8 protein-coding genes are annotated in these 12924 nt (G+C 66.8%); 5 read left to right on the top strand and 3 right to left on the bottom strand.

Annotated features, from left to right (window positions below; genetic code table 11):
• Nucleotides 1-4: 4 nt before the first annotated feature.
• The 3 genes from AC1RRV_RS01245 to AC1RRV_RS01255 all read left to right on the top strand — a co-directional run bounded on the left by AC1RRV_RS01245 (nt 5) and on the right by AC1RRV_RS01255 (nt 4395).
• Entirely contained in the window at nt 5-607 is a 603-nt protein-coding gene (locus AC1RRV_RS01245) for a response regulator (protein WP_492857759.1), read from the top strand.
• Nucleotides 604-1074 carry a chemotaxis protein CheE gene (locus AC1RRV_RS01250; RefSeq protein ID WP_492857760.1) on the top strand — a complete coding sequence of 157 codons (471 nt, stop codon included), beginning with the start codon at nt 604-606 and terminating at the stop codon, nt 1072-1074. The genes AC1RRV_RS01245 and AC1RRV_RS01250 overlap by 4 nt, the downstream gene beginning before the upstream one ends.
• Before the next feature lie 273 nt (nt 1075-1347).
• A complete protein-coding gene (locus AC1RRV_RS01255) occupies nt 1348-4395 on the top strand; it encodes a TonB-dependent receptor (RefSeq protein ID WP_492857761.1) in 3048 nt (1015 codons plus the stop codon).
• Between the two features lie 85 nt (nt 4396-4480).
• Here the strand turns inward: AC1RRV_RS01255 and nagA are convergent, their stop codons facing one another.
• From nagA to AC1RRV_RS01270, 3 genes are read right to left on the bottom strand one after another with little or no spacing between them, the layout of a single operon-like run.
• Nucleotides 4481-5617 (bottom strand): N-acetylglucosamine-6-phosphate deacetylase, encoded by a 1137-nt coding sequence (gene nagA / locus AC1RRV_RS01260; protein WP_492857762.1) that lies wholly within the window; start codon nt 5615-5617, stop codon nt 4481-4483.
• The gene (locus AC1RRV_RS01265) at nt 5617-6693 is read right to left on the bottom strand and encodes an SIS domain-containing protein (protein WP_492857763.1); all 1077 of its coding nucleotides are present in this window, start codon (nt 6691-6693) and stop codon (nt 5617-5619) included. Before AC1RRV_RS01265 ends, nagA begins: the two co-directional genes overlap by 1 nt.
• A gap of 19 nt (nt 6694-6712) precedes the next feature.
• A complete protein-coding gene (locus tag AC1RRV_RS01270) occupies nt 6713-7456 on the bottom strand; it encodes a GntR family transcriptional regulator (RefSeq protein ID WP_492857764.1) in 744 nt (247 codons plus the stop codon).
• A 268-nt stretch (nt 7457-7724) separates the two neighbouring features.
• On the opposite strand from AC1RRV_RS01270, the gene AC1RRV_RS01275 reads away from it, so the two are divergent.
• Together AC1RRV_RS01275 and AC1RRV_RS01280 are read left to right on the top strand one after the other, a co-directional pair.
• Complete coding sequence (locus AC1RRV_RS01275; protein WP_492857765.1) at nt 7725-10391, top strand: TonB-dependent receptor; 2667 nt, start codon at nt 7725-7727, stop codon at nt 10389-10391.
• Nucleotides 10392-10614: 223 nt separating this feature from the next.
• The gene (locus AC1RRV_RS01280) at nt 10615-12915 is read left to right on the top strand and encodes a family 20 glycosylhydrolase (protein WP_492857766.1); all 2301 of its coding nucleotides are present in this window, start codon (nt 10615-10617) and stop codon (nt 12913-12915) included.
• Nucleotides 12916-12924 lie beyond the last annotated feature (9 nt).

The following is a 12924-nucleotide window of genomic DNA, read 5'->3' on the forward strand; positions in this document are numbered from 1 at the left end:
GCCTATGGCCGACGCGCTGCTTCCCTCGACGCGGATCAATCTCGAGCGGGCGACGGTGCTCGTCCTGGATGACAACGGCGCGTCGCTGGACATCCTCTCGCAGGTGGTCTCCGGCTTCGGGGTCAAGCAATTGCACCGGGCCGAGAGCGTCATGGACGCCCAGGCGCTGATCAACACCAAGACCTTCGACCTGATCATCAGCGACGTGCAGATGCCCGTCACCGACGGCATCGAGTTCATCGAGTGGCTGCGCAGGGACGGGGGCGAGACCAACCGCTACGTCCCGGTCATCCTGGTCACCGGCCACACGCGCACCTCGCAGATCTTCAAGCTGCGCGACGCCGGCTCGAACTATGTCGTGGCCAAGCCAATCACCCCCAAGGTGCTGCTGGAGCGGATCTTCTGGGTGGCGCGCGAGGAGCGATCCTTCATCGAATGTGATACGTTCATCGGGCCCGACCGGCGCTTCAAGCACGAGGGTCCGCCCCCAGGTACGGACGGCAGGCGTAAGGACGACCTCCCGGCGGAGGTGGGCGACGCGCATATGCCCAATATGTCGGAAGATGAGATCAGCAACCTGATGCGCCCAGCGAAGGTGCAGATATGACCGTCCGCAAGTTCCGTCCGCCCAACCGCCTCGCCGGCATGATCAAGGATCGTGGCGGCGTGCTGGCCAAGGACGCCGTCGCCGCCGCCGAGGCCGGGGTCGAGACCCTGCGCGACGCCACCATGGCCGCGCTGGACGAGCTGCTGGCCGAGATCGAGCGGCGCTTCGGCAAGGCCGCGCCGGATCGGGAGTCGGAATCGTGCGAGGCCCTGTATCTGCTGGCTTCGAAGGCGATCGACGTCAGCGGCTTCGCGACCGACGCAGGCGTGGACAAGGCGGCGACGTCGCTGTGCGGCCTGGCCGACAGCTGCGCCGAGGCGGGGGCCTGGCGTTGGGACGCCGTGGACGTGCACCTCAACGCCCTGAAGCTCCTGCGCGCCATGGGGGCCGAGCTGCCCGCCGAACAGCGCGACGCCATGTTGCAAGGGCTCTATCGGGTCAGTCACTACCGCCCTGATGAGGCCTGACGCCTCCTGTGACAGAACGCCGCTCTGTGTCGGAATGGCAACGGCGGTATGAGTCTCGGGGGTTGTGACCGCTTTGTGGCCTTGTCGGCCGTCGCGGGCTTTGTTAGCACTCTGATACCGGTGTCAAAAACCAGAGTTCGCTTCTGACACCGGTGGCAAAAACGAAGACTTAAAAAAGGCCGGGGGCGATTTCGCGGGAAGGACGCGGAGTTGAACGAAGGCCAAGGCGGCGGTTCACGCCGTCGTCCAATGGTCGATACGGGAGGAGGTTCTATGTCCAAGAAAACCACGGGGCGCGTGCGCGCTCTGCACTACGGCGTTTCCGGCGGCGCACTGGCCCTGGCGATGGCGTTCGCCGGCGGCGCGTCGGCTCAAACCGCTCCGGCGGCGGCCGCACCGGCCGATGAAACCGTCGAAGCCGTCGTTGTGACGGGCTTCCGCGCCTCGCTCGCCAACGCTCTGGACGTCAAGCGTCGTGAAAACGACCTCGTCGACGTCATCAAGGCGCAAGATATCGCCGACTTCCCCGACCTGAACCTGGCCGAGTCGCTGCAGCGCGTGCCGGGCGTGTCGATCGACCGTGACGGCGGCGAAGGCCGCACCATCACCGTCCGCGGCCTGAACGCCGACTTCACCGTCGTGCGCCTGAACGGCCTGGAAGCGATCGCGACCACGGGCGGCAAGGACGGTTCGGGCGGCGCTAACCGCAGCCGTCAGTTCGACTTCTCGATCTTCGCTTCGGAACTGTTCAACAGCGTCACCGTGCGCAAGTCGAACTCGGCCAGCAACGAAGAAGGTTCGCTGGGCGCCATCATCGACATGCAGGCCGCCCGCCCGTTCGACTTCAGCAAGTTCACCATGAGCGCCGGCGCCAAGGTGGGCTGGAACGACCTCTCGCGGAAGAGCGACCCGCGCTACACCTTCCTGGTCAGCAACCGCTGGGACACCGGGATCGGTGAAGTCGGCGCCCTGCTGTCGGTCGCCTACGCCACCCGCGCCCAGCGCGAAGAAGGCTCGTCGACCGGTCGCTGGGAAAACCCCTCGGTCCGCTTCAACTCGGCGACGGCGTTCCCCTGCACGACCCCGGCCTACAATCCGTCGACGGCCGGCGCCGCCGTGGGTGGCGCGACCACCGCCACCTCGCCGGCCTGTAACACCATCGGCACGGTCGTCGGCGGCACCACGCCGACCACGCTCGCCGCCGCCGGCACCGCCAACAACCTGTGGCACCCGCGGATTCCGCGCTATGGCCGCCTGGACTACGATCAAAAGCGCCTGGGCGTGACCGGTTCGCTGCAATGGCGTCCGACCGACCGCTCGACCCTGACCCTCGACGCGCTGCTGGCCAAGTTCACCAACAACCGCGACGAAACCTATCTGGAAATCATCTCGTTCAGCCGTAGCGGCGCGGGCGTGCCCCAGACGGACGTCGTGAACTTCACGGCCGACAGCAAGGGCACCCTGATCAAGGGCACGTTCGACGACGTCGACGCCCGGGTCGAGTATCGCCACGACGACCTGAAGACCGAGTTCAACCAGTTCGTCCTGACCTACGACACCAAGTTCGGCGAAGCCGGCCACCTGAACGTGGTCTACGGCCAGTCGCGCTCGATCCAGGACAACCCGGTCCAGACGACCTTCTCGTTCGATCGCTATGACAGCGACAACTACAGCTACGATTACTCGGCCAACGACAAGCTGCCGAACTTCAACTACGGCTTCGATCCGACCAATCCGGCCAACTTCCAGTACAGCGCCAGCAACGCCCTCGGCGATGCGTCGCTGCTGCGTCTGCGTCCCAGCAAGGCGGTCAACACCTTCAAGACCTTCCGCGCCGACGTCGACTACCAGATCCTGGACGGCTTCAAGCTCCGCTACGGCGGCGTGTACAAGAAGTACGGCTTCAGCTCGTGGGAAAAGCGCCTCTACAACCGCAACCTGGCGACCACCGGCACGACCTTCACCGCCGAAGCCGCCTTCGGCCTGCCCGCGGGCACCACGGTCGCCGACGTCTCGCGCGTGATCACCGGCTTCGGTCGCGGCCTGGACCTGCCGGCCGGCGTGCCGACCTCGTGGCTGGCTCCCGACCTCGCCAAGCTGAAGGCCCGCCTAGGCTATGACTGTAACTGCATCAACGCCAACGGCGACTTCCGCCTGAGCGTCGTCAACCAGCTGGGCGCGGTTCGTCAGATCCAAGAGAAGGACATCTCCTTCTACATCCAGGGCGACTTCGACTACGACATCGCCAACATCCCGGTGCGCGGCAATGTCGGCGTCCGTTATGTGAAGACCGATCAGAGCGCGCTTGGCCACTACAACACCGGCAGCGTGACCACGCCGGTGTCGACGCCCTTCGGCACGATCTCGACGACCGTTCCCACCGACGGCGTCCAGACGACGTCGCGTGAATACGCCAAGACCCTGCCGTCGCTGAACGTCTCGGCCCAACCGTTCGAGAACTTCTTCGTCCGCTTCGCGGCCGCCAAGGCGATGACTCGCCCGCAGCTGCAGAACCTGACCCCGGGCTACACCGCCATCAGCCAGGCCAACCAGACCCTGACGCGCGGCAATCCGGACCTCAATCCGATGATGTCCAAGAACCTGGACCTCAGCTTCGAGTGGTATCCGGACAAGGAAACCCTGTTCTCGGTCGGCCTGTTCTACAAGGACATCAAGTCCTTCATCCAAACCTCGGCCGTCACCATGCCGTGGTCGGAAACCGAGCTGGCGGACAGCCTGCTGAGCAACGGCAATACCGGCAACACGCTGTTCACGGTCACGACGCAAATCAACACCCCCGGCGGCGAGCTGAAGGGCTACGAGATCTCGCTGCAGCGTCCGTTCACCTTCCTGCCGGCGCCGTTCGACGGCTTCGGCGGCATCGTGAACTACACGCACGTCACCAGCGACATTCAGTACGTGATCGCCAACCCGGTCTATTCGGGCACGCCGCGCGTCCTGACGACGCCGGCCGTGATGCTGACCCAGCCGCTGGTGAACCTGTCGCCGGACGCCTACAACGCGACGCTCTACTACGAAAAGGGTCCGTTCAAGGCCCGCGTCTCGGCCTCGTACCGCGACCCGTACCTGATCCAGGTCGCCCCGTCGGCGACCAACAACAACGATGTTCGTATCAAAGAAAAGACCATGAACATCGACACTCAGGTCAGCTACAACTTCAAGAACTTCACGGTCACTCTGGAAGGCATCAACCTGACCGACCAGGAAGACAGCAAGCTTGACGACTCGACCCGCATGATCTCGGAAGAGTACGTGCACTACGGCCGTCAATTCTATCTCGGCGTGAAGTGGAAGTTCTAAGCTTCCAGGGGGCTTCCGCCTAAGAGAGGGGGCGCTGACCGCGAGGTCAGCGCCCTTTTTCTTGCCCGGAGCGCGAGTGGAAGGCTTAGGCCTCGGCCCCGCCGATCCAGGTGGCCAGAACGTTCAGCCGCTCATCCAGCAGGCAGAAGTCCGCCGCCTGACCCGGCGCGATCCGGCCGCGCTGTCCTTCGAGGCCCAGGAAGGCGGCGGGGGCGGCCGAGGCGATCGTCACCGCATCGTCCAGCGACAGGTTCAGCATCGCGATCGCATTGCGCACCGCGCCGGCCATGTCGAGGTCCGAGCCGGCCAGGGTGCCGTGGTCGTCGACGCAGACGCCGTCGACCACGCGGATGTGGCGGCCCTGCAGGTTGAAGCTCTTGTCGACCATGCCCACCGTCGGCATGGCGTCCGTGACCAGCATGAAGCGGTCCAGCGGCCGGGTGCGAAGGGCGATCCGCAAGGTCGCCGGATCCACGTGGCGGCCGTCGACGATCAGCCCGCACCAGGCGGTCTGGCTTTCCAGGGCGGCCCCGACCGCGCCGGGCTCGCGGCTGGTCAGCGGCGACATGGCGTTGAACAGGTGAGTGAAGCCCGTCAGCCCATGGTCCAGGGACTGGCGCATGGTCTTGTAGAGCGCGTTGGTGTGACCGGCAGCGACCTTCACCCCGGCGTCGGCCAGGCGCCGGATCATCTCGGGCGTCGTGCGTTCGGGGGCCAGGGTGACCAGGGTCTTGCCGACCTTCAGCGAGGTCAGCAGGGCCAGGGCCTCGTCGTCGATGACGCGGAACTTGTCGGCGTCGTGGATGCCCTTGCGCTTCGGATTGAGGAATGGGCCCTCGATGTGCACGCCAAGCACGCCGGGCACGCCCTGGGCGATGGCCGCCTCGGTGGCGCGCATCGCCTGGTCGACGACCGAGAGGTCGTCGCTGATCAGGGTCGGCAGGAAGCCGGTGGTGCCATAAGGGCGGTGGGCCGCGCCGATCGCGGCGATCGCCTCGACGGTCGGGGAGTCGTTGAACAGGATCCCGCCGCCGCCATTGACCTGGGTGTCGATGAAGCCCGGAACCAGCAGGCCGCCGGCCAGGTCGCGGCGCTCGGCGTCGGCCGGAACCGCGCGCGCCTCGACGATCGCGGCGATGACGCCGTTCTCGACCAGGACGGCCTTGCCGTCGACGACGCCGGTTTCCGTCAGGACGCGGCCATTTACGAGAGCAGCCAGCATCAGACGGTTTCGGTCACCTTGTTGAGATGGGGCGGGCTGTCGGGATCGTAGCCGCGCGCGACCGAAAGCGCATTGGCCATTCGGTAGAAGCTCTGGATCATCAGGATCGGCTCTAGCACCGGATGACTCGACAGGGTCGGCAGGGCGCCCGGGCCGTCCTCGGCGGAGCCGGCCATCAGCACATCGGCGCCGCGCGCGCGCAGGCCCCTGGCCATCTCGTCAACGCTGGCGCGGCTCTCGTCGTTCTGGGCGAAGACCAGGGCAGGGAAGCCATCCTTCACCAACGCCATGGGCCCATGGAGCACCTCGGCGGCGCTGAAGGCCTCGGCGTGCAGGCCGCAGGTCTCCTTGAACTTCAGGGCCGCCTCCAGAGCGACGCCGAAGCCGACGCCGCGGCCGAGGACGTAGAGGTTGCGGGCCAGCTTCAGGCGTTCGACGGCCGGCGACCAGTCCAGAGTCCAGGCCTCGGCCAGGGCGGTCGGCAGCGCCGACAGGGCCTTCGACAGATCTTCGTCTTCCGTCCAGGCGGCGATCAGCTGGGTGATGGCCACGAGGGCGGCGATGTAGGACTTGGTGGCCGCGACGCTGAGCTCGGGCCCGGCGTGCAGCGGGATCACCTCGTCGGCCAGTTCGGCCAGCGGCGAGTCGACCACATTGACCAGGGCCACGGCATAGGCGCCGGCGGCCTTGGCCGCCTTCACCGAGGCCAGCAGGTCCGGGCTCTTGCCCGACTGCGAGATGGCCAGGACCAGGGCGCCCTCCAGATTGGGCGAGGCGTCGTAGACCGAACTGACCGACAAGCCCGCCGAAGAGGTCAGGACCCCGGCCTTGGTCTCGATCAGATAGCGGGCGAAGGTGGCGGCGTGATCGCTGCTGCCCCGGGCGCAGGTGACGACGACGCGCGGTGGGTTGGCGCGCAGGCGCTCGGCCAGGGCCTGAATCTTGCGGGCATTGGCGGTCAGCTGGGCGGCGGCGACGGCCGAGGCCTGGCCGGCCTCGAGGAACATGCGCGTCGACTCGGGCGACGGCCGCGCGGGCGCGGGGGCCTCAGGACGGGTCAAGACAGTCGCCTCCAAGCTCTACTCCTACCGCCGATCAGGACAGGGCGTTCAGTTCCGCGACGAAGTCGTACGCATCGCCGCGGTAGTACGATTGGGTCACTTCCACCGCCCGGCCGTCCTTCAGGAAGCCGCGCCGCTCGATCAGCAGGCCGGCGTCCTTGACGGGAACGCCCAGCAGGTCGGCCTGTTCGCCGGCGAACAGCACCGCGCGCAGCCTTTGCAGGGCGCGCACCGGCCGGTGGCCCGTCTGTTCCAGGGCCTCATAAAGTGAGGTTCCGACCACTTCGGTCGAGGGCAGGGCGAAGGCGGCGATGGTGGTGTATTCGACGGCCATCGGCGCGCCGTCCGCGTAGCGGATGCGGGCGAAGCGATAGACCGGCGTGCCGGGCGACAGGCCCAGGGTCAGCGATTCCTCCGGAGTCACCTGACCCTCGGCGCGGCTGATCCATTCGCTGCGCGGCACGCGGCCGCGCGAGATCATGTCCTCGGTGAAGGACGACAGCTTGGAGAAGCTCTTCTCGACACGCGCGGCGACGAAGGTGCCCGCGCCTTGGCGACGGGTCAGCAGGCCCTCGCTGACCAGGCCGTCCAGCGCCTTGCGCACCGTGATGCGCGAGATGCTGAACTCGTCGGCCAGGTCCCGCTCGGCGGGCAGGGCGTCATCGGGCGCCAGCACCTTGGTCTGGATGGCCTCGCGCAAGGCGCGCTGCAGCTGCTTGTAAAGCGGAGCGTGATCGTCCTTGGCGTCGAGCCGCCCAATCCGTTCAGCAAACGTCATTTACAGCCCTCCCCCGTGAACCCGGCCGCGCAAATCGGCGGCGCCCCTGCTGGTCTCGATAGCATATGACCATTTTCATACCAATAAGAACATGGTCTGCAATTGGTTTCTTTTTGGCCTTGTCATTCGCAAAATTTTCGTCACAGTTCCCTCCCGAGGCCTGAGAAGTACCACTTTCTGCGGAACCTCCCAGAGAGATTGGTATCAAATTGGGCTTGGGGTTCGGCTCCGGTCCGATTGGCCCGGCATAATGGGGAGAAGCCGAGTTATGAAGAATTTCCGTAAATCCGTATTGGCCGCGTCGGCCAGCGCCATGGTGGTCATGGTCGCTGCTCCGGCCTTGGCCCAGGACAGCAGCACCGTCGAGGAAGTCGTCGTCACCGGCATCCGCGCCTCGCTGCTGCAGTCCATCGAATCCAAGCGCAAGGCCGACGCCATCGTCGACGTCGTCACCGCCGAGGACGTGGGCAAGTTTCCGAGCGCCAACGTCGCCGAAGCCCTGACCATCGTTCCAGGCGTCACCGTCGATCGCGCCTTCGGTCAAGGTGAAAAGGTCAGCATCCTGGGCACCGACCCGGCGCTAAACCGCACCCTGCTGAATGGCCAGACCGTCGCCTCGGCCGACTGGTTCATCCTGGATACTCCGGGCCGCACCTTCAACTACGCCCTGCTGGCGCCGCAGATCGTCGGCCGCGTCGAGGTCTACAAGTCGCCCGAGCCGCGCATCGATGAAGGCAGCATCGGCGGCACGGTCATCGTCAACACCCGCAAGCCGCTGGACCTGAAGTCCGGCACCATCGCCGGCGCGGTGAGCTACCTCTACACCGACCGCTCCAAGAAGGGCGATCTGCAGGGCTCGCTGCTGGCCAGCTGGAAAAACGCCGACAACACCTTCGGCGCCAGCTTCGCGGTGCAGCGCGCCGAGGACCAGCTGCGTCGCGACGGCATCGAGAGCTACGGCACGATCGCGGCCAACCAGTGGGCCGGCGGCAATCCCGACAACCCGGTCGACTCGCGGACTCGCGGCTGCACCGGCTCTTGCGCCACCACCCTGACGGCCAACCTCAACGCCCGCAGCCCGAACGCGTTCGGCACGCACTTCTTCGAGCAGGGCCGCGTCCGCACGACCTACACCACGGCGCTGCAATGGAAGCCGACCGACCAGCTGTCGTTCGACTTCAACTGGCTGAAGATCAAGGCCACCTACGACAACACCAACCAGTCGATGTACGCCTTCCAGGGCAACACCTGGAACAGCCTGGGCGCCCTGACGGGTCTCGAGGTCAAGAACGGCGTCGTCAGCAAGGCCACGTTCGTCAACGCGCTGAGCGTGCTCGACGTCCAGTATCGCGAGGCCGAGCTGAACTCCGACACCTTCCACCTGAAGGGCCAGTACAAGGCCGACGGCTGGGATCTGAGCGGCGAGATCGGCAAGTCCACCGCCGACGGCGGCACCAAGCGTCAGGTCTTCCTCGAGTTCCTGAACTGGGCCAACTACACCGTCGACATCAGCGGCGCGCCCAAGAGCCCCGGCAACCTGTCCTACACGAGCAACGTGATGGGCAACCCGGCCGCCTTCGCGACCGATCCGGGCTGGAGCGGCAACATCGTCTCCAAGCCGACCTCGGATGAAGAGAAGTACGCCCAGGTCGACCTCGGCCACGACTTTGAGGGCGTGATCCAGCGCGTCCAGATCGGCTACAAGCGCCGTGAGCACGAGACCAGCCAGCAATATGCCGGCATCGCCATCAACGGCATCGCCGCCCCGGCCTCGCTGTTCGCTCCCGCCACCGTACCCGGCAACTATCTGAAGGGCTTCGACGGCGTCGGCGACCAGATGAAGAACCGGTTCCGCATCGACGGAAACACGATGCTGTCGTACGTCGAGAGCGGCAAATGGCTGGCCGCGGGCGCCGCCATGCCCAAGCCGTCGATCTTCGCCGCCGCCGAGTTCACGGCCGGCAACTGGACTATCCAGGAGAACATCGACGCCCTGTACGCCCAGGCCAACTTCAAGGCCGAGAACGTGCGCGGCAACTTCGGCGTCCGCTATGTGAAGACCTCGGTCGACAGCGCCGGCTACGTCTGCAAGCCCGGCGCGGCCTGCAACGCCGCCGCCGACTGGAGCTGGCAGGTCACCAAGAAGAGCTACGACAACGTCCTGCCCAGCGTGAACATCATCGTCGACGCCCGCGAGGACCTGGTCCTGCGCTTCGCGGCGGCCCAGGTGATCGCCCGCCCGAACTATGCCGACATGACCAACTTCTTCTGGCTGTCTGACGGCATCCTGACCGGCGGCGGCGGTAACCCGGCGCTGGAGCCCTACAAGTCGAGCAACGTCAACGCCTCGGCCGAATGGTACTTCCAGCCCCAGGCCATCCTGTCGGCCGAAGTCTTCTACAAGGACATCGGCAACTACATCCTGCAGAAGACCCAGCCGGAAGCGTACTTCAACCAGTCGCAGGGCAAGGTCACGACCTATCAGATCAGCCGTCCGTTCAACGCGGGTTCGGCCGAGGTGAAGGGTGTGGCGGTCGCCTATCAGCAGAACTACGCCCACGGCTTCGGTCTGCTGGCCAACTACACCTACGCCGATGCTTCGGCGACGGGCGGCGCGCCGCTGCCCTACAGCTCCAAGCACCAGGTCAATCTGAGCCCGTTCTACGAAGCCGGTCCGTTCTCGGCCCGGGCGACCTTCACCTGGCGGTCGAAGTACTTCACCGGCGTCGACCGCGGCGACAACATGTTCGTCAAGGCCGCCAAGACCCTGGACGCCACCGTCGGCTACGCCGTGAACAAGAACATCACGATGTCGGTCTCGGGCCAGAACCTGCTGGACAGCGAGTACTACGCCTACGCCAACACCACGGCCCTGCCGCGCGGCGTCTACCGCACGGGTCGCAAGCTGCAAGCTACTCTGAACGTCGCGTTCTAGGACGTTCGGCGGCGGAGGCTCCGAGCCATTTCGGAGTCTCCGTCATGCAGCGATTTCTCTTCGCGCGCGGCTTGGTCCAGGATCGCCCGATGATCCATCGAGACCCGCCGTCGCGCACTCTACCCCTCCTGACTGCAAGCATGGAGCTGGGGCGGGGCAGCACGGCTGTCCCGCCCACTTTTTGCCGCCTGCTCGCCAGTCGCCCCTTTCTTCGCGAGGCCGCGTGATCATGACCCCGCTCCGCACCATCGCCGTTTCGGCGCTCGCCCTGGTCGCCGCGCTCGGCGCCTCGACCGCTAGCGCACAGGCTTCCGCCGGCCTCACCCTGACCCCAGCACCGGCTCGGATGGTCGCCGGCGAGGGGACTTTCGCGCTTTCCGCCGCCATTCGCATCCACGTCGCCAAGGGCGATGTCGAGGCCAAGGGCGTGGCGACCTATCTGGCGGACCTGATCCAGCGCTCGCGCGGCTTCCGTCCTCTGGTTATCGAGGGGGCGCCGGCCGCGGACGCGGCCGCCATCGTCCTGACCCGCGAGGGTCCCGCAGGCGAAGCCTATAAGCTCGACATCGGTCCCAGGCGCGTGACCATCGCCGCCGCCAAGCGCGCCGGCCTGTTCTACGGCGCCATGTCGCTGTGGCAGCTGGCGACGCCGGACGCGGCCAAGGGCCCGGTCGCCGTTCCCGCCGCCGCGATCGAGGACGCTCCGCGCTTCGCCTGGCGCGGCCTGATGGTCGATAGCGCCCGACACTTCCAGTCGATCGACACGCTGAAGGCGGTTATCGACGCCATGGCGGCCCACAAGCTCAACACCTTCCACTGGCACCTGGTCGACGACCAGGGTTGGCGGCTGGAGATCAAGAAGTATCCGAAACTGACGGCGGTCGGCGCCTGGCGTCTCGACCCCGGCGCGGCCAGCAAGGGGCCGAAGTACGGCGGCTTCTATACCCAGGACCAGGCCCGCGACCTCGTCGCCTACGCCGCCGCCCGCAACATCACCGTCGTGCCCGAGATCGAGACCCCGGGTCACGCCCTGGCGCCGATCGTCGCCTATCCGTCGCTGGGCACGGCCGCGCCGGACGCGACCAAGCTGGGCGACTGGGGCGTGTTCCCCTGGCTCTACAACACCGACGACGCGACCTTCGCCTTCCTCGACGATGTGCTGAACGAGGTGATGGATATCTTCCCCTCGCCCTTCATCCACGTCGGCGGCGACGAGGCGGTCAAGGACCAGTGGAAGGCCAGCGCCAAGATCCAGGCCAAGATGAAGGAGCTCGGCCTGAAGGACGAGCACGAGCTGCAGAGCTGGTTCATCCAGCGCGTCGGCAAGAGCCTGGACAAGCGCGGCCGTCGCCTGATCGGCTGGGACGAGATCCTCGAAGGCGGCCTGGCGCCCAACGCCACGGTGATGTCGTGGCGCGGTTTGGACGGGGCGATCGCCGCCGCCAAGGCCGGGCACGACACGGTGCTGTCACCGCATCCGACCCTCTATCTCGACCATCGCCAGAGCGCGTCGGCCGACGAGCCGACCGGCCGCGGCCTGATCGTCACCCTGAAGGACGTCTACGCCTTCGATCCGGCGCCGGCCCAGATGAGCCCGGATGAGCGCAAGCACATCCTGGGCCTCCAGGCCAATGTCTGGACCGAGCACATGCAGACCGACCAACGCATGATGCTGATGGCCTTCCCCCGCGCCGTGGCCCTGGCCGAGCGCGGCTGGACGCCGGAGGACCGGGTGAGCTGGGACGACTTCGCTCGCCGCCTGCCCGCCGAGATGGCGCGGTTGAAGGTGCTGGGCGTCGCCGCAAACACCGTACCGTTCGAGCCTCAGCCGGCCCAGTCGGAAGGCGAGGGCGGCAAGACCCGGCTGGCCCTGTCCTCGCCGCTGGGCCTGGGCCAGGTCCGCTACACCACCGACGGCGAGGCCCCGACGGCGGCCTCCAGCGCCTATGCCGGCGCCCTGGAGCTCTCGACGGGAACGGTCGTCAAGGCCCGCACCTTCGTCGACGGCCAGGCCCTGGGCCGCGAACGCGTGGTCACCATCGACCCGGCCGCGCCGCGCACCCGCGCCAGCGGCCAGCTGAAGCGCTGCACCAGCCACGTGCCGCTGCTGATGATCGACGACGCGCCCGCCGCGTTCGAGAAGAGGGCGATGTTCGACGTCGACATCTTCAATCCCTGCTGGATCTGGGACGGCGCCGACCTGTCGAAGGGCGCGGTGCTCAGCGCCCGGGTCGGCCAGCTGCCGTTCAATTTCCAGGTCGGCAAGGATCGCGACAACATTCCGCTGCGCGCCCCGGCGACGCCCGAGGGCGAGCTGGAAGTGCGGCTTGCTCAAGCGGGGGCCTGCACCGGCCCGCGCATCGCCGTCCTTCCGCTGGGCCAGGCGGCGCGCAATCCGGCGGTCTCGACGATCACCGGCCGCCTGCCCGCCCAGGCGGGTAAGGTCGATCTGTGCTTCACCTTCACGGCCAAGAGCATCGATCCCTACTGGGCCATCGACCGCGTGACCCTGAACCCGAACTAGTCCTCGAAA

The organism is Caulobacter sp. GW821-FHT11E10, assembly GCF_058808375.1.